This window comes from Methylobacterium sp. J-088 (assembly GCF_022829295.1).
Lineage (GTDB): Bacteria > Pseudomonadota > Alphaproteobacteria > Rhizobiales > Beijerinckiaceae > Methylobacterium.
In genome coordinates, this window is sequence record NZ_JAKSYH010000186.1 from 1 (window position 1) to 20104 (window position 20104).

Annotated in this window: 19 protein-coding genes; 11 read left to right on the forward strand and 8 right to left on the reverse strand. The window is 69.9% G+C overall.

Features of this window, described 5'->3' with window-relative positions; translation table 11 throughout:
• Positions 1–234: 234 nt before the first annotated feature.
• Positions 235–1425, reverse strand: coding sequence for a site-specific DNA-methyltransferase (locus MKK63_RS21095; RefSeq protein WP_279574787.1), 1191 nt, complete (start codon positions 1423–1425; stop codon positions 235–237).
• A gap of 585 nt (positions 1426–2010) precedes the next feature.
• On the opposite strand from MKK63_RS21095, the gene MKK63_RS21100 reads away from it, so the two are divergent.
• From MKK63_RS21100 to MKK63_RS21120, 5 genes are all read left to right on the forward strand, one after another.
• A complete protein-coding gene (locus MKK63_RS21100; RefSeq protein WP_244005272.1) occupies positions 2011–2361 on the forward strand; it encodes a septal ring lytic transglycosylase RlpA family protein in 351 nt (116 codons plus the stop codon).
• Between the two features lie 121 nt (positions 2362–2482).
• Complete coding sequence (locus tag MKK63_RS21105) at positions 2483–2797, forward strand: polyhydroxyalkanoic acid system family protein (protein WP_243927119.1); 315 nt, start codon at positions 2483–2485, stop codon at positions 2795–2797.
• Positions 2798–2877: 80 nt separating this feature from the next.
• Positions 2878–3111 carry a hypothetical protein gene (locus MKK63_RS21110; RefSeq protein WP_244005274.1) on the forward strand — a complete coding sequence of 78 codons (234 nt, stop codon included), beginning with the start codon at positions 2878–2880 and terminating at the stop codon, positions 3109–3111.
• 58 nt (positions 3112–3169) lie between these two features.
• Positions 3170–4972 (forward strand): ATP-binding cassette domain-containing protein, encoded by a 1803-nt coding sequence (locus MKK63_RS21115; RefSeq protein WP_244005276.1) that lies wholly within the window; start codon positions 3170–3172, stop codon positions 4970–4972.
• 41 nt (positions 4973–5013) lie between these two features.
• The gene (locus MKK63_RS21120) at positions 5014–6504 is read left to right on the forward strand and encodes a carboxypeptidase M32 (protein ID WP_244005278.1); all 1491 of its coding nucleotides are present in this window, start codon (positions 5014–5016) and stop codon (positions 6502–6504) included.
• A gap of 126 nt (positions 6505–6630) precedes the next feature.
• Here MKK63_RS21120 and MKK63_RS21125 read toward each other — a convergent pair whose 3' ends face one another.
• The 4 genes from MKK63_RS21125 to MKK63_RS21140 form a co-directional block, all read right to left on the reverse strand.
• The gene (locus MKK63_RS21125; protein ID WP_244005280.1) at positions 6631–10107 is read right to left on the reverse strand and encodes an ATP-binding protein; all 3477 of its coding nucleotides are present in this window, start codon (positions 10105–10107) and stop codon (positions 6631–6633) included.
• A gap of 18 nt (positions 10108–10125) precedes the next feature.
• Positions 10126–11364 (reverse strand): exonuclease SbcCD subunit D, encoded by a 1239-nt coding sequence (locus MKK63_RS21130; protein WP_244005282.1) that lies wholly within the window; start codon positions 11362–11364, stop codon positions 10126–10128.
• Between the two features lie 305 nt (positions 11365–11669).
• Complete coding sequence (locus tag MKK63_RS21135; RefSeq protein ID WP_244005284.1) at positions 11670–12050, reverse strand: energy transducer TonB; 381 nt, start codon at positions 12048–12050, stop codon at positions 11670–11672.
• 89 nt (positions 12051–12139) lie between these two features.
• Positions 12140–12889 carry a sigma-70 family RNA polymerase sigma factor gene (locus tag MKK63_RS21140; RefSeq protein ID WP_244005286.1) on the reverse strand — a complete coding sequence of 250 codons (750 nt, stop codon included), beginning with the start codon at positions 12887–12889 and terminating at the stop codon, positions 12140–12142.
• Positions 12890–13189: 300 nt separating this feature from the next.
• Between MKK63_RS21140 and MKK63_RS21145 the strand changes: the two genes are divergently transcribed.
• On the forward strand, positions 13190–13435 hold the full coding sequence (locus MKK63_RS21145; protein ID WP_243927135.1) for a hypothetical protein: 246 nt from the start codon (positions 13190–13192) through the stop codon (positions 13433–13435).
• Between the two features lie 57 nt (positions 13436–13492).
• Here MKK63_RS21145 and MKK63_RS21150 read toward each other — a convergent pair whose 3' ends face one another.
• Positions 13493–13822, reverse strand: a complete 330-nt coding sequence (locus tag MKK63_RS21150; RefSeq protein ID WP_244005288.1) for a metal-sensitive transcriptional regulator — start codon at positions 13820–13822, stop codon at positions 13493–13495.
• 55 nt (positions 13823–13877) lie between these two features.
• A complete protein-coding gene (locus MKK63_RS21155) occupies positions 13878–14735 on the reverse strand; it encodes a manganese catalase family protein (RefSeq protein WP_244005290.1) in 858 nt (285 codons plus the stop codon).
• Positions 14736–15450: 715 nt separating this feature from the next.
• Between MKK63_RS21155 and MKK63_RS21160 the strand changes: the two genes are divergently transcribed.
• Entirely contained in the window at positions 15451–16068 is a 618-nt protein-coding gene (locus tag MKK63_RS21160) for a Crp/Fnr family transcriptional regulator (RefSeq protein ID WP_244005292.1), read from the forward strand.
• Positions 16069–16177: 109 nt separating this feature from the next.
• On the opposite strand, the gene MKK63_RS21165 is transcribed toward MKK63_RS21160, so the two are convergent.
• Entirely contained in the window at positions 16178–16459 is a 282-nt protein-coding gene (locus tag MKK63_RS21165) for a hypothetical protein (RefSeq protein ID WP_244005294.1), read from the reverse strand.
• A gap of 339 nt (positions 16460–16798) precedes the next feature.
• On the opposite strand from MKK63_RS21165, the gene MKK63_RS21170 reads away from it, so the two are divergent.
• The 4 genes from MKK63_RS21170 (at position 16799) to MKK63_RS21185 (ending at position 19483) form a co-directional block, all read left to right on the forward strand.
• Positions 16799–18220 carry a hypothetical protein gene (locus tag MKK63_RS21170; RefSeq protein ID WP_244005296.1) on the forward strand — a complete coding sequence of 474 codons (1422 nt, stop codon included), beginning with the start codon at positions 16799–16801 and terminating at the stop codon, positions 18218–18220.
• A gap of 156 nt (positions 18221–18376) precedes the next feature.
• Positions 18377–18829: an anaerobic typically selenocysteine-containing protein gene (locus tag MKK63_RS21175; protein WP_244005298.1), complete on the forward strand. Its 453-nt coding sequence runs from the start codon at positions 18377–18379 to the stop codon at positions 18827–18829.
• Between the two features lie 14 nt (positions 18830–18843).
• Positions 18844–19260: a thiol-disulfide oxidoreductase DCC family protein gene (locus MKK63_RS21180; protein ID WP_244005300.1), complete on the forward strand. Its 417-nt coding sequence runs from the start codon at positions 18844–18846 to the stop codon at positions 19258–19260.
• 7 nt (positions 19261–19267) lie between these two features.
• The gene (locus MKK63_RS21185) at positions 19268–19483 is read left to right on the forward strand and encodes a hypothetical protein (RefSeq protein ID WP_244005302.1); all 216 of its coding nucleotides are present in this window, start codon (positions 19268–19270) and stop codon (positions 19481–19483) included.
• Positions 19484–20104: the final 621 nt, after the last annotated feature.

Here is a 20104-nt window from a genome sequence, read left to right on the forward strand (position 1 = left end):
TCGCGCGCACCTTCAAGGCGCTGACAGGGTGCGCCTCTTCCGGAAAGTTCTCATCCCTCACCCTGTCCCTCTCCCGCACGGGAGAGGGGACCCGCGCCCTATTCGGCGACGGTGGTGTCACTGTCGTGTACCGTGTGCAACGCGATCGGGCACGGCTCTAGTCAGAGGTCTCGGAAAGACTGGGTTTCCAATGGGCTGAGCCCCTTGGGATCCCAGGAGCGAAGAAGGGGCGGTTCAGCCGTTCGCCATCGCCTGCCGCAGGCCGGCCCGGTAGCTGTCGATTACCAACGGCTTGCCGCCACGCTCCACGTGCCAGAAGGTCCAGCCGTTGCAGGCCGGCAATCCCTGGACCAGCGCGCCGATCTTGTGGATCGAGCCGATCACGAGGCCGTTGTCGAGCTGGCCGTCCGGACGCACCGTAGCGCGGAAGCGGCGACGCTCGTCGGTGACGATCTCGCCGGGACGGATGTGCCCCGCCTCGATCACCGACAGGAACGGCACCCGCGGCTCGGCCCGCTTGGTCGGCGCCACTATGAGGGCGGCCTTCGACAGCGGCTCCACGGCGGCGATCCGCGCGCGGGCCGCCTCGGCGTAGGTCGTCTCGCGCTCGATGCCGATGAAGCGGCGGCCGAGGCGCTTGGCGACGGCGCCCGTGGTGCCGGTGCCGAAGAACGGGTCGAGCACCACGTCGCCGGGATTGGTCGCCGCGAGCAGGGTGCGGGCCAGCAGGGCCTCGGGCTTCTGGGTCGGGTGGACCTTGTGGCCCGCCTCATCCTTCAGCCGCTCCTCGCCGGTGCAGAGCGGAATGAACCAGTCCGAGCGCATCTGGAGGTCTTCGTTCCCCCCTTTGAGCGCGTCGTAATGGAAGGTGTAGCCCTTCGATTCCGCCGAGCGCGAGGCCCAGATCAGGGTCTCGTGGGCGTTGGTGAACCGCTTGCCGCGGAAATTCGGCATCGGGTTGGCCTTGCGCCAGACGATGTCATTGAGGATCCAGTAACCGAGATCCTGCAACGCGCTCCCGACCCGGAAGATGTTGTGGTATGACCCAATCACCCAAAGGGTTGCGTTCGGCTTCATCACGCGGCGGCAGGCCGCGAGCCAGTCCCGGGTGAAGGCGTCGTAAGCCTCGAAGGTCGCGAACTTGTCCCAGTCGTCGTCGACGGCGTCGACGCGGCTCTGGTCCGGGCGCAGCAGGCCGGCTTCGCCGAGCTGCAGGTTGTAGGGCGGGTCGGCGAACACGCAGTCGACGCTCGACGCCGGCAGGCTGTTCATGGCTGCGATACAATCCCCGATCAGCACTTGATCGAGGGGCAGAGAACGCTGGGCGGGTACGAGACCCATCCGTGGCGCCGACGCGGGCCGCCCGGCACGCGAGACCTGTTTCCGGGCGACGACGTCGGCAGCCACGGTACGCGGGGAAGCCATGGCAAACACCGGTTACGCGACTGACCGGCAGACCATGGCCCGAACAGGGTAAAGGACGCGTTTTCAGATTTCGCCGGCCCGCGTCCCGTTCTGGGGCTGCAAATTTTGCCGAGCGCAATGTCCGGCCCATCGCGTCAAAGATTAAACTTCGGTTACAGCGCGCGCACGACGCTCTTCAAGCCGCGAAAGGCCGGCTCGTCTGCGCTTGCCCCGGCGTTCGGGCGCGCAGTTCTTCTCGACCAGCCCGGCATGACAATCACCGCCGCGATCGCACCGCTGGCGCGCGCCGTCTCCATCTCAGCGGGACGCAGGGTCACGGCCAGCGCAGGGCTTAGGAACAATGACCTATTTTCGAGGCCGGCGGCACGACATCCATAGTTCTTTCCGCCACCCGGGGACGACTACGCACTATTTCATCCGTAACAAGCCGCGAAATAAACTGACACACTCGGGCATGTAATCGCGCTGATCAGCACGAAATCGGCCAAAATGTGACGTGAATCGGTTGCGAAAACCTGCCTTATTCCGGACGATTTCTGACACGACTGGCGCCGCCCCGATAACAACAAAGGGAATGCGGTGAGAATGTCGTTTGGTTTCGGTAAGCTCGTTGTCTCACTTGGAATGCTGACCACCGTCGTCGGAACAACCCTCCCGGCCGCCGCGCAGAGCGGAGGGGCCTCCTGGTACGGAAGCGGTCACCGCACCGCGAGTGGCGAGCGTTTCAACCCCAACGGCCTGACCGCCGCCCATCGCAGCCTGCCGTTCGGCACCCGCGTCCGCGTCGAGAACACCCGGACCGGCCGCTCGGTGGTGGTTCGCATCAACGATCGGGGGCCCTTCGTGCACGGCCGCATCATCGACCTGTCGCGCGGCTCGGCCCGTGCCCTGGGCATGGGCGGCACGACCTACGTGTCGCTGCACGTCCTGAACTGATCCCAACGCGCCTAGAACGCCGGGCCGCCTCCGTCCCGACAGGGCGGGGCGGCCCCCGGGGCGTTGTCTGAGGCGGCCCGAGGCCCCATCTGCTGCCGGGTTCAGCTCGGATCAGCCTACCATGCCCAAGCCCCTCATCGTCGACATCCCGCACGACCTCGGCCGCGACGAGGCCAAGCGGCGCCTTGAGCACGGCACCGATCAGGCGCGCGCCTTCCTGGCCAAGAGCGGCATCAGCGTGGACCAGCTTGCCTGGACGGGCGATCGCCTCGATTTCGGCGTCTCCGCGGTCGCGCAGAAGATCGCCGGCACGATCGATGTGGGCCCCGAGAGCGTCCGGCTCGAGGTGAAGCTGCCGTTCCTGCTCGCCCTGTTCGCCGAAAAGATCCAGAAGGTGGCGAGCAAGGAGGGCAATCTCCTGCTGACCAAGAAGTAGCGGTCCGGAACCGGATCGGCCGGACCTTGTTTCCGCCGGAACGACGCCGAGATGCAGCGTCGGCAGCGCAGAGGATCCGAGTGTCCGATTTCACCCTCGCCGATCCGGGGCAGATCCCCGAGGTGCCGCAGCAGCCCGGCCCCGGACCGGATCGGCCCTACGAACCACCGCAGGCGCCGACCCAGCCGCCCGGGCCGGAGATCCCCGGCAACACTCCGGCCGAGGCGCCGGGCATCCAGCCGCCGGAGATTCCGGTGAACGATCCGGGCGCGCCGGAGATCAGCCCCCCGGGTCCGGCAAACCCCGTCGCCTGATCGGAGAGACGCGGGGGCGGGTTTGAACGGACCGGCGCACACTGCCATAAGCCGGCGCATGGCCGCTCCCCCGCTTCTGACTCTCCAAGACGTCGCGCTGACCTTCGGCGGCACGCCGCTGATCACACGCGGCGAGATCGCCATCGCGCCCGGCGAGCGAACCTGCCTTGTCGGGCGCAACGGGTCCGGCAAGTCGACGCTGATGAAGATCGCCGCGGGCCTGGTCGAGCCCGACAAGGGCCGCCGCTTCGTGCAACCCGGCACCACGATCCGCTACCTCGCGCAGGAGCCGGATTTCTCCGGCTTCGCCACCACGATGGATTTTGTCGAGGCCGGCCTGCCGCCTGGGGAATCGACCCATCGGGCCCGCTATCTGCTGGAAAGCCTCGGGCTGACGGGCGAGGAAGACCCCACGAAACTCTCGGGCGGGGAGGGGCGACGCACCGCGCTTGCCCAGGCGCTCGCCCCGGAGCCTGACGTGCTGCTCCTCGACGAGCCCACCAACCACCTCGACCTTCCGGCGATCGAGTGGCTCGAATCGGAACTCCGGTCCACCCGCGCCGCGCTCGTGCTGATCAGCCACGATCGGCGCTTCCTCTCAGCCCTGTCGCGGGCGACGATCTGGCTCGACCGCGGCGAGACCCGCCGGATCGACCAGGGCTTTTCGGGTTTCGAGGCGTGGCGCGACGCCTTCTTCGAGGAGGAGGAGCGCGACCAGCACAAGCTCGACCGCAAGATCGTCGCCGAGGAGCATTGGCTGCGCTACGGCGTCACCGCACGGCGCAAGCGCAACGTGCGACGTCTCGGCAACCTGCACGAGCTGCGCCAGAGCCGCCGCGAGGTGCGCCGGCCGGTCGGCAGCGTCAGCATGCAGGCCTCGGACGCCGAATCCTCCGGCAGCCTCGTGGTCGAGGCCCGCGACATCGCGAAATCCTACGGTGAACGCACAATCGTGGACGGCCTGTCGCTCCGGGTGATGCGCGGCGACCGGCTCGGCATCGTCGGGGCGAACGGCGCCGGCAAGTCGACGCTGATCAATCTCCTGATGGGCCGGCTGGAGCCGGATTCCGGGCAGGTCGTGCTCGGCACCAACCTGATGCCGGTGGTGCTCGATCAGGCCCGGGCCGTGCTGGAACCGGGGATGACCGTCACCGACGTGCTGACCGGCGGCCGCGGCGACAGCGTCACGGTGAACGGCCAGAGCCGCCATGTGATCGGCTATCTGAAGGACTTCCTGTTCAGCCCCGAGCAGGCGCGCACGCCGGTCTCGGTGCTGTCGGGCGGCGAGCGCAACCGGCTGCTGATCGCCCGCGCCCTGGCCCAGCCCGCGAACCTGCTCGTCCTCGACGAGCCGACCAACGACCTCGACCTCGAGACCCTCGACCTGCTGCAGGAGATGCTCAGCGACTACCAGGGCACGCTGATCCTTGTGAGCCACGACCGCGACTTCCTCGACCGGGTGGCCGGCAGTGTCCTGGTTTCCGAAGGCGTGGGACGCTGGGTCGAGTATGCCGGCGGCTACAGCGACATGCTGGTCCAGCGCGGTCAGGGCGTCGAGGCGCGGGCCGCGGTCCCGAAGGCGAAGGAGCCGCGCGAACGATCGGCGAATCCGGCGGCGCAGCCGGCAGGCAAGCCCAAGCTCGGCTTCAACGAGCAGCACGAATTGAAGACGCTGCCCGCCCGGATGCAGAAGCTGGAGGCGGCGATCGGCCAGCTCAAGACGATCCTGGCCGACCCCGACCTGTACGCCCGCGACCCCGCCCGCTTCGACAAGGCCTCGACCATGCTGGCGCAGGCCGAGACCGAGCTGTCGCAGGCGGAGGACCGCTGGCTGGAGCTGGAGATGCTGCAGGCGGGGTGAGCCCTGCAACCGCCTGCACGATGGACCGGACCGGAGACCGCATGACCGCCTACCAGACCCTCGAACAGCGCTTCGCCCGCCTCGCCGCCCTCGAAGGGGCCGCCGGGATCCTCGGCTGGGATGCGCAGACCCTGATGCCGGACGGCGCCGCGTCGGCGCGGGGCGACCAGCTCGCGATCCTGCGCGGCCTCGCCCACGCGATGCTGACCGAGCCCGAGGCGGCCGGGGATCTCGACGCGGCCGAGCGGGACGGCGGCCTCGAAGCCTGGTCCGCCGCCAACCTGCGCGAGATGCGCCGCGCGCAGGCCCACGCCACGGCGGTGCCGCGCGATCTCGTCGAGGCGAGTTCCCGCGCGGTCTCCCGCTCCGAGATGGTCTGGCGCGAGGCGCGCCGCGACGCGGACTTCGCCACGCTGGAGCCCCACCTCGCCGAGGTGCTTCGGCTCCAGCGCGAGATCGGACAGGCCAAAGGGGCGGCCCTGGGGCTCGACCCCTACGACGCGCTGCTCGACAGCTACGATCCGGGCATGCGCCGGGCGACGATCGACCCGCTGTTTTCCGATCTGACGTCCTGGCTGCCGGGGCTGATCGCCCAGGCCCGGGAGATCCAGGCCGGCCAGCCGGCGCCGGTGCCGCTGACCGGCCCGTTCGACGTGGCGGTGCAGCGCGCCCTCGGCCTCAGGCTCATGGAGGCGGTGGGGTTCGACTTCACCCGGGGCCGGCTCGACATCAGCCTCCATCCGTTCTGCGGCGGCGCCACCGACGACGTCCGGATCACCACCCGCTACGACGAGGCCGATTTCGGCCGCGCGCTGATGGGCGTGCTGCACGAGACCGGCCACGCCCTCTACGAGCAGGGCCGGCCGGCCTCCTGGCGCAACCAGCCCGTGGGTGCGGCCCGGGGCATGAGCCTGCACGAGAGCCAGTCGCTCATCGTCGAGATGCAGGCCTGCCGGAGCCGGGACTTCTTCACCTTCCTGGCGCCCCTGCTGCGGGAGGCGTTCGGGCGCACGGGGCCGGAATGGTCGCCGGAGAACCTGCACGCGCTCAACACCCGGGTCGCGCCGGGCTTCATCCGGGTCGATGCCGACGAGGCGACCTACCCGGCCCATATCCTGCTGCGCTACCGGCTGGAGACCGCGATGATCGCGGGCGATCTCGCGGTGCGAGACCTGCCGGGGGCGTTCAACGACGGGATGCGCGATCTGCTGGGGCTCACGGTCCCGGACGACCGGATGGGCTGCCTGCAGGACATCCACTGGCCGAGCGGGGCCTTCGGTTATTTCCCGACCTACACGCTGGGCGCACTCGCGGCGGCGCAGCTGTTCCGGGCGGCCCGGGCGGCCGAGCCGGCGCTGCCGGGCTGCCTGGCGCAGGGCGATTTCGCGCCGCTGCGGCGCTGGCTGCGCGCGAACGTGCATGAGGTCGGCAGCCTGCTCGATACAGACGCGCTGCTGACCCGCGCCACGGGGGCGCCGCTCGGCACGGCGGCGTTCCGGGCGCATCTGGAGGCGCGGTATCTCGGGGGGTGAGAGAGGTGGCGGGCGCGGGCTTTCGGAGGAGGAGGCCCGGAGCGGCCTCCGCGTCTCTCCCTCCCCCCTCTGCGGGGGAGGGGGATCCGCGGAGACAACCAATCCTGAGCGATTGAAGCCCGCCCCCTACAGCGCCACCACATCCACCGCGTCCCCCAGCCGCGCACGGGCGATCTCGGCCACGTGGCGGTGGTGGGTGAACAGGATCGGCTGCACCGCGGCGCCGATCTCGGCGAGCGCGTCGAGGCCATACCCGGTGCGCGCCTCGTCGAACGTCGAAAAAAGATCGTCGCCGATGAACGGCGCCGGCTCGGCACGCGCAGCGTAATCCTCCAGATAGGCGAGCCGCAGGGCGAGGTAGAGCTGGTCGCGGGTGCCCTCGCTCATGCCCTCGATCGCGACCATGCCGCCCCCGCTGCGCTGCCCGGCGAGCTTGGGGGTATCGGCCTCGTCGAAGGTCTGGGCGAGGCCCGAGAAGCCGCCACCGGTCAGCGACCGGAACAGCGCCCCGGCCCGGGCCACCAGGGGATCCTGCTGCCCCGACCGGTGCCGGGCCACCGCCTGACCGAGCATCAGCCCGGCCAGCCGGAGCACCGCCCAGGATCGGGCTGCCGCCTGCAGATCGGCCTCCGCGGCCTTGCGCTCGGCGAGCGCCAGCTCGGCGCCGGTCCCACCCTCCAGCTCCGCCCGGCGCCGCTCGGCCCTGTCCCGGTCGGAGAAAATCACCCGGCCGCGCTCCTCCAGCTCCTCGGCTTCGAGGGCGAGCCGGGCCAGCTCGGCCTCGATCGCCTCGGGCGGCAGCGCCTCGAGCCCGGCGCGCAGCTCGGCCTCCGCCAGCCCATCCGACGCGCCCGCGAGGCTGACACGCAGCCGCTCCAGCTCGGCACGGAGCGCCTCCCGGGCGCTGAGACGACCGAACAGTGCTTCGAGTTCCGGCATCGGCGCCTCGCCCCGATCCGACATCCGTGCGGCGACGTGGCGGGTCAGCGCCGCGCGCGCGGTCGCCAACGCGTCGGCGGCGGCGCGGCCGGCCGAGGCGGCCTCGTCCAGCCGCCGGTCGAGCTCGACCCGCCGGGCCTCGCGGGCCTGGGCGGCGACGAGCCGGCCGTGGAGGGCGCGGATCGCCGCCGTGGGGCCGGCCTCCGCGAGATCGGGGGCGAGCGTTTCAACGAGCGCTGCAGCGGCGCTCCGGAACGCCTCCATGTCGCGCCGGATGCCGGCGGCCCGTCGGGTCAGGGCGGCGCGCTCGGAGAGCCGTTCGGGCACCGCCCGCCACGCCTCAAGGGCGCTCTCGGCCTCCTCGGGCCGGGCCGAGGCGTCGAGCCCGATAAGCCGCAATGCGGCGCTCCACTCACTCTGCCACGCGGCTCGGCGGTTCCCCGTCTCGGCCCGGGCAGCGTCCAGCCGCTCGGCCGCGGCGCGGGAGGCGCGCAGGAGCCCGCCGGTCTGCAGGCTGGCCTCCCATCGGCTGGTGAGCGTGGCGAGGCGCGCTTCGAGCCGTTCGAGAGCCGGCCCGACCTCGATCCCGGGCGAGGCGTCCAGCCCAGCGCGGGCACTGAGCGCGGCGAGCGGTGCCCGGGCGGACTCGATCGCGGCGCGGGTCTCGTCGAGCCGGAGCCGGTCACCCGAGAGCCGCTGCTCGGCCTCGACCAGATCCTCGACCTCGGCGAGCCACGCCGCCATCTCGGCCGGCGAGGCGGGGGTGATGCCGGTACCCGCCCAAGCCGCGCGCCACGCGGCCTCGCCTTCGGCGATCTGAGCCTCGATCCCGGCGAGGTCGTGCAGGCCCCCGGCGAGGGTCTCCTCCTCGGCGGCGAGGCGGTCGAGGTCGGCCGCGTGGGCCGCAACCCGGGCGGCGTCGTCCGCGCGCGCATCGGCCAAGCGGTCCGCGTCGAGCCGCGCACGTTCGTAAGCCGCGATCTCGGCGGATCCCAGCATACGCCCCGACTCCAGGGCTCCCCGCAGCGGCGCGAAGGCCGCGTCGCGCGCCTCCCGAAGCGCCGCGACGCGCTCCCGGGTGGCGATCGGCTGGCCGGCCGCGCGCTCGCGCAGCCGGTCCCGGGTGGCCTTGACCTGACGCTGCGCCGCGTCGCGGTGGTCGGCGGCCCGCTCCCGCTCGCGGGCCTTTCCGTCGAGGAGCACACGATAGCCCGCCACCGCCTCCGGGTGGGGCAGGGGCGTCCGGACGAGGGCGGCGATATCGGAGATGGCCGGCGACATCCGCGCCGCCTGATTGCGCAGCAGCGCCGTCTCGTGCCGGATATTGGCGCTGAGGCTGTCGAAGGCGGCAATTCGCTCGTGGAGCCGGGCCAGGGGCTTCAGCGCCTCGCGCAGCGGGGTCGGATCGCGCGTGGCCCCTGCGGCCTCGATCTCCCCGGCCAGACGGTCACGCTCGGCCAGCGCCGCCGCGTGATCGCGGGCGAGCTGGTCCTCGGCGGCCGCGAGTGTCCTGTGGTCCCGGATCAGCCGGTCGATCCGGGCCCGGGCGGCGTCGGTCGGCTGGCCGGCCTCCAGGGCCGCAAGGTCGGCGAGGCCGATCCGGGCGCGCAACCGTTCGAGATCCAGGTCGACCTTGTGGATCTCACCCTCGATCCGGGGCAGGTCGGTGCCGCCCTTCTCGAATTCCTTGGTGCCGCTGAACGACGCAAGGATCTCGTCGGCCCGGAGCGTCAGGCCCGGCTCGACGGACACCGCCTCCGCGTCGTCCCGGGCGCGGGCGACGGCGGAGCCGGCCCGTTCGGCCTCGGCCTCCGCGGCGCGGCACCCGGCGAGGGCCGTACCGAGGCGTTCGATCCAGGCAGGATCGGCATCGACCAAGCCATCCTGGGCATCGATGCGCTGCGCCAGGGCGTCGATCTCGGACAGGATCGGCCGGACCCGCTTGAACCGCTCCAGCCGCGCGCGCGCCACAGCCAGATCCTTCTGGGCGTCGCGGAGGGCTTCGAGCTGGCCGGCGGCCGCCGCGATCTCGTCGTTCAGGGCACGCCAATCCGTCGCGCGCAGGCTCGTGTCGCGGATCGTCCGGCGGGCATTGTCGTGGCGTTCCAGCGCTTGGTAGAAGGTCCGGTGCTTGGCCTTGTGGGGCGTGAAGATCGCGTCAGCCTCACCCTCCAGTGCTGCGTGCAGCTCCGTGAGCCCGCGCAGACCCGAGCCCGCCGCGAACAGGCTCGCCCCGACCTCACCCTCGACATCGACCATCTCGCGCCCGCCCGCCCGCAGGTTGGCCGCGTCGAGGCCGAAGGCGCGGCAGAACACGGTTCGCGAGATGCCGCCGAGGAACGGTGCCAGGGCGTCGTCGGGGATCGGCGCCTCGGCGGCGTCGATCAGGGTGCGGGTGTTGCCCTTCCGGCGGCGGAAGCTCAGCCGGCGCCCGTCCGCGGCGGCGATCTCGGCGCCCAGGCGCAGCAGGGGCATGTCGTGCTGAAAGGCATACGGGGTGGATTTCCCGAAGCCGAACAGCAGGTCGGTGACGGCCGCGAGCGCCGTGCTCTTGCCGGCCTCGTTGGCGCCCAGCACCACGTGCAGGCGCGCATCCGGCCGGAAGGCGATCGTGCGGTCCGTGAAGGCACCGTAGCGCTCCAGGGCGAGGTGGATCAGGCGCATCGGGGGCTCTCGATCCGCTCAGCAGTGCCGGCCGGTGAGACGGCCGAGGATCAGCGCCTCGGCCTCGGCGCAGAGGGCGTCGAACTCGGCCTCCAGATCCGCCTCGGCGGCCACCGGAGCGGGCAGACGGCCGCGGATCTGCGCGAGGGCGGCCCCGGCCCGGGTCCGGAATTCCGGATCGCGGTCGAGATCCGCCATCAGGGCGGCCGGGTCGATCGCGGCACCGGAGGACTCGACCGCGGCCGGCGGCCGACGCGTCGCGATCTTCAGGCGCTCCAGCCAGAGATCCTCGTGCAACCGGTGGGCCGCAGCCTGGATCTCGGCCGTCACGCCGTCCCGGTCGGCGGCGAGCGCGTCGTGGGCCTTCGTGGTGCCGCTCAGGTGGACGCGCACCAGGACCAAGCGGCCCGCCGCCGCGTCCGCCAGCGGCCCAAGGACCGCCTCGGCGGCCTCGATCGCGCTGCGGGTATCGGTGGCGTCGGTGAGATCCACCGACACCTGCTCGAACCGCGCGCGATCGAGGGCGAGGCGGGTGAGGCCGGTCACCCGTCCGTCGGACACCGCGACCAGGACGGCGCCCTTCTGACCGCATTCGCGGATGCTGCGGCCCTGGAGATTGCCGGGGAACACGATCCAGGGATCCCGGGACAGCTCGGCATACTCGTGGATATGGCCGAGCGCCCAGTAATCGTAGCCCCGGGCCTGGAGGTCGGCGATCGAGCAGGGGGCGTAGGTTTCGTGGCCCGCATGGCCCGTGCAGGAGGTGTGGAGGATCCCGAGGTTGAACCAGCCCGGCAAGGCTTCCGGGTAGGTCAACGACAGGTTTTCCGGGACGGCCCGGTTCTCGAAGCTGCGGCCGTGCAGGGCGACGCGCAGGGCGTCGAGGCGATGGGTGCCGGCGCGTTTGGCCTCGAAGACGTGGACCGAGGGGGGCAGGGTGATCGACTTGGTGATCACGCTCTCGGCGTCGTGGTTGCCCCGGACCAGGATGGTCGGGATGCCGGCGCGGTCGAGACGCGCCACCTGCCGGGCGAAGAACAGGCCGATCGTGTTGTCGGCCCAGTCGCCGTCGTAGACGTCGCCGGCCACGACCACGAAGGCCACCTGCCGCTCGATCGCCTGCGTGACCAGATCCTCGAAGGCGTGCCGCCCGGCCGCGGCGAGGCGGCGGGCGAGATCCGCGTCGCGGGTCGCCAGGCTCGCCAACGGCGAGCCGAGATGCAGATCGGCCGCATGGATGAAGCTGAAGCCCGACATCGACCTCCGGGAGGATCGTGGGAACGGTTGGCTGCGCGCGAGGGGACGCACCGCCGTGACCGCGCTCATAGGCTGTCGGCGGCTTTGGCCTCAAGCACCGTCGGCGTGCGGGACCGGGTTTGTCCCGCGTCGCGGATCCCTACGGCGCGGAATCGTCGCCGGATTCACGCCGCTCCTCCGAGGGCTATCGGATGCAGACTTCGCGTCGCGGCCGATCATCCAGCCCTGCTGTGCCGGGGTATCCTCTCGCCCCGCCTCCGGGGAGAGGGCTTCGGCGACCGCGTCGTCGCCGGACCGCAGACTGTTCAGCGCCCGAGTTCGACCGGAATGCTGAGATCGGCTAGGCCCGTGCTGCCTACGAGGCCCTTCGGCGGTGCGGCGAGCGAGCCGACGCCCCGGACAGCGCGCAGCGCCCGCCGGTCGAGATCGGGCGAGCCCGAGCTGCGCTCGATCTCGACCCGCTGCAACACCCCGTCGGGGGCGATCTCCACATGGACCACCACGGTGCCGCCCCGCCGCCGCGATCCCGGCCGCCGTTCGGCGCGTTCGGCGGCATCGATCCGCATGACGAGATCCGACAGCCAGGCCCGCGCCGCAGGTCCGGGCGCGGCTTGGGCCGGAAACGCGCATGGGATGAGCAGCAGAGCGAGGAGGAGGGTCCGACGGGCGAACTCGGGCAACGGCATGCGGGACCGGCGACTCCTGGCGCGCGTGACGGTTGAACGTTCCTACGCGCGCTGAGTGCCCGAGGCGAGCCCTTACCCGTGGGCTGCAATCAGGAGATTGTGGTGGGTCTCCGGCTCCGCGGCCCAGCCGCAGCCAGCATGACTTCGTCGGTGCCGACCTCCAGGCCGGTATAGCCCAGCAGTTCGGCGAGCTGGGTCCGGGCGCGCCAGACGCGGCTCTTCACGGTGCCGATCCGGCACTGCATGACGGAAGCGGTCTCCTCGTAGGTGAGGTTCTCGATCGCGACGAGCACCAGCGCCTGCCGCATCGCCGGCGCCAGCCGGTCGAGGGCGGCGCGCACGTCGCTCAGGTCGAGATGGCCGCCCTGCTCGGGCAGCGACACCATTCGCTCCGCCTGCGCGCCGTCCTCGTCCTGCACCTCGCGGCCGCGCTTGCGGTGCTCGTTGTAGAACTGGTTGCGCATGATCGTGAACAGCCACGCCTCCAGGTTCGTGCCCGGCGCGAAGCCGGCCCGCGAGCGCCATGCCCGCAGCAGCGTGTTCTGCAGGAGGTCGTCGGCCCCGACGTGATTGCGCAGCAGCGAGCGCGCGAAGCGCTGCAGGTTCGGCACCAGGCGCAGCAGGGCAGCCTGGAACGCCTTCTCGTGGCCGTCCCGGGCCTTGCCGAAGGCCGCATCCAGGAGCTTCAGGAGGTCGGCGAAGCGATCCGCGATGGGCGGCTCAATCACATCCTGCGCGTAAGTCGCCGCGAGCAGATGGCCCAGGTGCGACTGGACGCTGCCGGGCAGCCGGGGAGCCTGCGGGGCGATTGTCCCGCCGTCACTGGTGTGTCGAAGCATGATCGTCGATCACCTATGAGGAATAAAGAGTATCGGTCCGGCCATTAGCGCCCGATCCCAAGACGATCGCCGCAACATAGATCAGCCGATATCGAGATCTTAAGATTGATCCATGATGTGCCGGCTGCTAATCCAAGCGGAATAGTGGGCCGGCGGCACGCTTTCGCTCCGGATGTCTCGCGCGAAAACCTGTCCTGCGTCACACTGCATCTGCGCACCGGCACCGAAGCATGTTGCGCTGGCGGCCTGCGAAGCGAAGCCGTAGTGCTGCAGCCGGACGCCGAACTCGGGACTACATGCATGACACGCCTGTCCGACCTCGAAGACGATCCGGCCTTCCAGCAGGCCGTGCTGGCCGTGCGCGGCGCGGCGAGCACGCTGAGCGGACGCGCCGTGACCGAGGAGGAGGCGCGCTTCCTCGTCGGCATCGCACTGACCACCTTTGCCCATGCCGGCGGCCTGAGCGAAGCGAGCCAGCGGCGACTGGCCCGCTTCTCGGAGACGATCGAGCACGGCACGGTGGTCGAGACCCTGACGCGCCACTGATCTCCCCTCCCTGTCGACCCGGATCGCCGCGAGCGGAGCCGCCGAGGGCCGAGCCGGTCAACCCGACCGGGCCTCCACCAAGCCGGACCGCAGGACGCGCAGGAGATCCTCCAGCACCGCCTCGCGGTCCTGCGGCTGGCTCGTCGCCAGGGCCAAGCCCGCCTCGAGGTGCTGGCCGATGATCAGAAGCCCCACCTCGCGCAGCGCGGCGCTGGCCGCCCGGATCTGCTGGATTTCGTCCAGGCAGTAGCGATCCGCCTCGATCATCGCCCGAAGCCCGCGGACCTGCCCCTCGATCCGGCCGAGCCGCCGGACCAGCGGGGCACGCTCCGCGTCGGTGCGGGCAAGGCAGACGCGACCCTCGACGAATGTAGCGCGTATCACCATTTTTGGGCCTGATCTGTCTTGGTCCGCGCGGGTGACGCTTCGAAGCGCCGGGCCGTCAGCCGATCTGCTGGGTCTCGGCCGCGCTGTCCGGCCGTGCCGGACCGAGCACCGGCGCTTCGCCCATCGGCTGGTTCTGCACGACGCTGAACTGGCCCTTGCCGTCGAGCGAGGGGCCTTCCCTCCAGCGGCCGGCCGGGGGCGGCGAGCCGTCCGCAGCGGTCCCGAAGAAGTTGTAGTTGAACTTCTGGTTCTCCTTCTCCTGCGGGAAGGAATTCGGGATCGGCAGCGTGCCGGCATGACCGCCGAGTTCCTCGATCACCGCCAGCCATTGCTGCTGGTGCATCGTGTCCCGGGCGATGAGGAAGCTCCACATGTCGCGCATGCCGGCATCGTTCGTGGCGTTGTAGAGACGCACCGCCAGGACGCGCCCGGTGCTCTCGGCCGCAACGTTGCAGTACATGTCGGCCGCGATGTTGCCGCTGGCGTAGATGTGGCTCATGTCGAAGGGCACACCATCGGAATTGCCCGGGAAGGCGGCCATGCCGGCGGACAACAGCGTCTTGTGCAGCATGCCCTCGGCGATGTGGCGCGGATTTTCGCCGCCCATCACGGCGCCGACGATCGCGTCGGCCGCGCCGGCCTCCTGAACCTTGGTCGGGGCGGTCTCGAGATTCATCGCCACCGCGGTCGCCAGCATCTCGATGTGGCCGATCTCCTCGGTGGCCGTGTGGAGCAGCATGTCCCGGTACTTGGTGGTCGGGGCACGGTTGCCCCAGGCCTGGAAGAAGTATTGGAACGCGACCCGGATCTCGCCCTCGACACCGCCGATCGCCTGCTGAAGCATGCGGGCGTAAATCGGATCCGGGCTGTCGACCTTGACCGGGTACTGCAGGCGCTTGTCGTGATAGTACATGATGAGTGTTCCTCGCGTGAGGGACGGCGCGGTGAAGCCCACCGCACGATCGGCCGCGGGTCCCGTACTCCACGGGAGCATCGCGCCTCGCTTTCTATCCAACCCGGGCTCAGGACATCGGTTCAGTCGACGGACGCATTGAGAACGATTTAAGAGGTCGAAATCCAATTTTCCCTTGTGAAATCAACACGAAATTTCTTTCGGCAAAGAGATTTTCACGAGTCTGATGAGTGAATGATCCGACATTAACATAGGTTTTTGCGGGTAGATCTATGTCAACATCGCGCAATCGGGCGAAGGATGAGCGCGAAATAGCCTGACCTGCAGACCCGGACGCTGCGGCTTCTCGCGACCGCGGGTTCGTCCCGCACTCTGTGGCTGCGGCGCGAGGGCGTGTCGCTGGATCCGGCCGCGTCCGATTTCGGATCCAACCGTGACGGTCATCGATCGTTGAATGCGCAATTAAATCGTGCAAATATCCAAGGTCCGATTGCGTACGCCTCAGAAAATATTGGAACGACTTCTGGTCCAATCATTTCCTAACGACTTGTACTGGAAGATGCGCTGATCTCACGCGCTTTGAATATCCGGGTTGGCGCGTCGCCAATGACCTGGAGTGCGTCCTATGCTCACTGCCCCAATGGCCGATCTGGGCCGCCTGTTTGGGACCCGTCCGGCAACCCCTGATGGGTTCGCCAGAGAGCTTGGCCTGCCCATGCGGGAGCGGTCCATCGCCAAGCAGCACGATCTGCTGCTGCCCGGTGCTGAGCCGGGCGTCGCTCATCTGCTGCTCGCCGGTCACGCCTGTCGCAGCCGCATGCTGCGAGATGGGCGCCGGCAGATCACAGCGATCCTGATACCCGGCGACCTCTGCGATCCGGAGGCGATCGTCGCAAACCGCGCGGATTATGCCGTCAACACGCTCACCCGATGCACGGTCGGCGAGATTTCCCTGGCGCGGATCGCCGCCCTCGACCACCGGGACTTGACCGCCACCCTCGGCCACCGCCTGCGCCGCGAGGCGGCCATTGCCCGGGAATGGATCGTCAGCCTGGGGCGCCGGGTCGGGATCGAGCGGATGGCGCATCTCCTGTGCGAGTTGCGCTGGCGGCTGGCGGCGGTGGGCTTCGCCACCGAGGACAGCTTCGAGATGCGGATCACGCAGAGCGACTTCGCCGACGCTCTGGGATTGACCCCGGTCCACGTCAACCGGGTTCTGAAGAGCCTGCGCGAAAGCCGGCTGATCCATCTGCGCGGCGGCCAGCTGACCTTCCTCGATCGCCCACGCCTGGAACGGCTGGCGCAGTTCGATCCCACCTACTTGGAGATCTGAGCCGATCCCGTGTGATCGGACCGTTCGAACCGCTGGTTGGACGCGCGTTCCGAGCGACCCCGCGCAGACGCAGCCGTTACGGCTCCGTGATCCCGGGTCCGGGCCCCGATCACAGCCACCCGACCCGACGGGCCAGCATCACGCAGAGGGCGAAGCAGGCCGCCACCGTGACGATCAGCATGGCGGCGTTCGTCCAGAACCGGACCGGCCGGCTGGACCCGTCGATCCCGCTGGCGCGCAGCCGAACCCACGGCACGTAGAGGTAGAGCGCGATCACCGTGAGGATCAGGAACGCGAAGGTCGGCACCCGGCCACTCGCGAGCGCAGCCCCCGCCAGGATGGCCCATCCGAGAACAAGGCTCACCATCGTGAACAGGGCTGTGGAATTCACGGGCCTTCACAATCCTTCCGGCGCGACTTTGCGCCCCCGTGGGACGGGGGGATCGTCCCGGGCTCAATCCCGTTCTCTAGCCCGGCCACGCCCCGGCGCTGCACGCCCGCATGAGCGCAGTTCCCAAAGTGCTACAGGGACTTACAGGCAGCGGTAGTCCAAGTGTGTGGAATCCGGCCGCGTCCGTCAAGTCGCACGCCGGGGCGATCCGGGCGCCAGTTCGGATCGCCCCGCGGCCATGCTGGGCGCGTGACCGGGTCGCGATATAACCGGCTTGGCGAGACGGGTCCGCGTCTGCGGCGCGGGCGGTCTCCGTCATGCCCTCTGCACCGGAACAAAATGGCCGTGAAACCGAAGCTGCTTCGTCTCGCCCTCGCCGCAACGGCGACGATGTCCCTGTCCGTGGCGCAGGCCGGCTGGCAGGGCCCCGGGGCGCAGCCTCTGTTCGTCAACGAGGCCAATCCGAGCGGATACAATTACGCCCCCAGCGTCATCGTCGAGGGCCAGACGACCGACATCTGGTGGTGCGGCCAGGGCAAGACCGACGTGATCTTCCACCGGACCTACACCGCCCAAGGGGGCTTCTCGCCGGCGCAGATCGTCTTCCAGCCCACGCCGGGATCCTGGAACCGCCAGTATGTCTGCGATCCGAGCGTGATCAAGGGCGCGTTCCGCAACCCCGCGGACGGGCAGCCCTACGCCTACGCGATGTACTATTCGGGGGCCGACAACCTGCCGGGCCACGACAACCACACCGGGTTGGCCTTCTCCAACGACAAGGTGACCTGGATCGACTACCCCGAGCTGGTCATCGCCCCGCTCAACCCGACCGTGGCCCAGGGCAATTACGGCGCCGGGCAGCCGGCGACCATCAACCTCGACGGCCGCTCCAGCCTGCTCGTGTTCACCACCGACCTGACCGGCCCGCAGGGCGTGGCGGGGTTCGGCGACCTCTACGTACGCCGGACGGCGGACGCGGTGCATTTCGATCCGCCGGTCCGGGTGCCCAACCGGACCGCCGACGGCGCGACCATCAATCCCAACTCCGATTTCGCCTACGACCCGTCTTCGGGCGACGTCTACGTCGTCACGGGGCTGCCGGGGCGCAACTGCCAGCTGGTCGCCTGCAAGGATCCGGCCCGAAACCCCGACCGCGAGACCTACCAAATGGGTCTCTACCGGATGCCGCTGAAGGCCCTGCTGAGCGGCGCACCCGCGACCTGGATCCCGGCCGGCGACCTGAACACGGACGTGACGGGGTTCTACCTCAATCACAGCCCCGGCTTTCAGCGTGACCCCTTCGGCAGCCTCACGCCCTTCCTGCCGTCCGTCACGGTCTATTTCTCCGGGGGCGATCCCTATCCGGGCACTTGGCGGATCGCCGCGGCGACCGAGAACCCGGCCGCCGACCGTGCGCCCCTGAAGCGGGCGCTCGGACCGGGCGGCCACTGGGTCACCACCGGCTACATTGCCCCGGGCTACACGATGGAGACCGCGCTCGGGACGGTGTTCCTCCTGCCGAAGCCGGGTACCGCCAAGCTGATGAGCTGCCTGGCCGGGGCGGACCACTTCCTCAGCCGCGATCCGAACTGCGAGGGCCGGACCCCGCTGGGGCAGACCGGCTATCTCTACGAGGCGCCGCGACCGGGCAGCCACCCGATCTACCGCTGCCTCGCCGGCGGCCGGGACCATTTCGTGTCGACCGACGCCAAGTGCGAGGGGCAGGCGACCGAGGGCCTGCTCGGCTACGGGCTGGACTGATATCGGGGCAGGGCCGCCCGACGGGTCCCGGTGCGGCGTTGCGCCCGGGAACAGGGCGGAGCGCGTCGCCTTTCTGACGGTACCGTCGGCTCACGCCGAACCTGTCGGCTCACGCCGCGTGGCTGCCGCCGAAAACCCGTCCCGGAGATGCCTCTGATGCCCACTCTCACCCGTGGCGCGGCCGCCCTCGTCGCCTGTCTCGTCGCCGGGCCGGCCTTTGCGCAGGGCAAGCCGCTTCCGCCCCCGGCAAGCGACGTGACGCCGCCGGTGGAACTGAGCATCAGCATGCAGGACGGCAAGCCGGTCTGTGATCCGGCCGAGCTCCGGCTGCCGGCGGAGACGAACGTCGTGCTCCACATCAAGAGCAGCGCCGACGCCCCCGTAATCCTCACCGCGCCGGGTCAGTTCGAGAACGGGCTGATCCAGCATTCGGACGGCGACCTCGTCCATGTGGAGAGCGAGAAGGGCTACACGATCAAGCAGAACGGCCAGGGCACGCTGCGCCTGCGGACGATGAAGGCGGGGGAGGAGACCTACGCCTGCACCAGCACCCGCAACCAGTCCGCGCCCTTCAAGGGGAAGCTGACCCTGGTCCCGCCGGCCAATTGAGGCTCTGACAACCCATGACCAGCGGCGCATCCAGCGAGACCCTGAGGATCTTCTACGACGGGGATTGCCCGCTCTGCCGCGCCGAGATCGGCCATTATCGCACCTGCGACGGCGCCGACCGGCTCGCCTTCGTCGATGTCGGGCACTCTCAGCCCGCGCCGACGCTCGCGCCCGGGCTGACCCACGCGGCCGCCCTGCGACGCTTCCACGTCCGCACGGCGGACGGGCGGCTGGTCTCGGGTGCCGAGGCGTTCGCCCATCTCTGGATGAATCTCCCGGGCTGGCGCTGGCTCGGCCGTCTGATCGGCCTGCGCATCCTCGGCTTCCGCCCCGTGCTGGCGATCGCCGAGGCGGCCTATCGCCTGTCGCTGCCCCTGCGGCCGCGCTTGGCGCGGTGGGTCTCGCGGCGGGACGCGCGTCAGCGCCGATGATCGGCGGATGACGACGCGCTGCGTCCACTATGTCGGCTTCCGCGACGACCGTTACTGGAATGCTTTCCGTATCTTCGGCGGTCCCCGGGTCATCCATCGGCGTTGGGACTTCTATGCCACCCGCGATGTCGGCCCCGACGATCTCGTGGTGTTCGCAGAGGGCGACGACACGCAGCCCCTTGCCGAACGAAACGCCACCGATATCGACGAGCGCTGGCTTTAGCGCGCGCTCCGCCGTGGCGGCGACCGATCCGGCGTAAGGCAGCGCTTCACACCGAAGCTTGAGAGACGGGCCCGATTGCAGGGTGATCGCGCACGCCCGCAAGGTCTCGTTCGATGCGCAGGCCTGGGCCAGGCCGGCCTCCGCTTTCCCTGTTGACGATCCGCGAGCCGACCTCGCCGCGACACAAGCTCAGCGTTATGGTCCATTACTGATGTTGCGGCCGAAAATTTCTCCTGGCACTGGTTCAACGGAAAGCTAGTTCGAAACGGAGCCTGTTTAACGGGTTATTAACTATCATCGGTGCTGGTTCGCTTCACTCCAAGGAGCCTGTTCCATGATCTCCGCAAGTCTCCTCGTCGTGATCAGTGCGGCGCTCAGCGCGGCCGCGGCGGGCGCCGTGCGCGATCCGAACGCCCGCAGCCGCTGACGACGCGGCGGCCGGACTGTTGCCGGTCTGCGACAGGATCCGGATCGCGCGATCCGGACCCGCCTGAGCCTTCGAACGGGCACAGTTCGACGGCACCCCTGATCGGACGATCCTTGATCTCCGGTCCCGTGCATGTTCCCTGCAGTCCGTGCCTTCGTCCTCCAGCATCGGGAAGGCAGTGCGGTGCTCGCCTC

Coding starts and splice junctions, on each gene's coding strand:
- MKK63_RS21125 (WP_244005280.1), bottom strand. CDS start 10,107: ATGCGCCTGATCCACCTCGCCCTGGAGCGCTACGGTGCCTTCACGGAC.
- MKK63_RS21120 (WP_244005278.1), top strand. CDS start 5,014: ATGACCGCCTACCAGACCCTCGAACAGCGCTTCGCCCGCCTCGCCGCC.
- MKK63_RS21135 (WP_244005284.1), bottom strand. CDS start 12,050: ATGCCGTTGCCCGAGTTCGCCCGTCGGACCCTCCTCCTCGCTCTGCTG.
- MKK63_RS21170 (WP_244005296.1), top strand. CDS start 16,799: ATGGCCGTGAAACCGAAGCTGCTTCGTCTCGCCCTCGCCGCAACGGCG.
- MKK63_RS21095 (WP_279574787.1), bottom strand. CDS start 1,425: ATGGCTTCCCCGCGTACCGTGGCTGCCGACGTCGTCGCCCGGAAACAG.
- MKK63_RS21130 (WP_244005282.1), bottom strand. CDS start 11,364: ATGTCGGGCTTCAGCTTCATCCATGCGGCCGATCTGCATCTCGGCTCG.
- MKK63_RS21180 (WP_244005300.1), top strand. CDS start 18,844: ATGACCAGCGGCGCATCCAGCGAGACCCTGAGGATCTTCTACGACGGG.
- MKK63_RS21160 (WP_244005292.1), top strand. CDS start 15,451: ATGCGGGAGCGGTCCATCGCCAAGCAGCACGATCTGCTGCTGCCCGGT.
- MKK63_RS21145 (WP_243927135.1), top strand. CDS start 13,190: ATGACACGCCTGTCCGACCTCGAAGACGATCCGGCCTTCCAGCAGGCC.
- MKK63_RS21100 (WP_244005272.1), top strand. CDS start 2,011: ATGTCGTTTGGTTTCGGTAAGCTCGTTGTCTCACTTGGAATGCTGACC.
- MKK63_RS21155 (WP_244005290.1), bottom strand. CDS start 14,735: ATGTACTATCACGACAAGCGCCTGCAGTACCCGGTCAAGGTCGACAGC.
- MKK63_RS21175 (WP_244005298.1), top strand. CDS start 18,377: ATGCCCACTCTCACCCGTGGCGCGGCCGCCCTCGTCGCCTGTCTCGTC.
- MKK63_RS21115 (WP_244005276.1), top strand. CDS start 3,170: ATGGCCGCTCCCCCGCTTCTGACTCTCCAAGACGTCGCGCTGACCTTC.
- MKK63_RS21140 (WP_244005286.1), bottom strand. CDS start 12,889: ATGCTTCGACACACCAGTGACGGCGGGACAATCGCCCCGCAGGCTCCC.
- MKK63_RS21105 (WP_243927119.1), top strand. CDS start 2,483: ATGCCCAAGCCCCTCATCGTCGACATCCCGCACGACCTCGGCCGCGAC.
- MKK63_RS21150 (WP_244005288.1), bottom strand. CDS start 13,822: ATGGTGATACGCGCTACATTCGTCGAGGGTCGCGTCTGCCTTGCCCGC.
- MKK63_RS21185 (WP_244005302.1), top strand. CDS start 19,268: ATGACGACGCGCTGCGTCCACTATGTCGGCTTCCGCGACGACCGTTAC.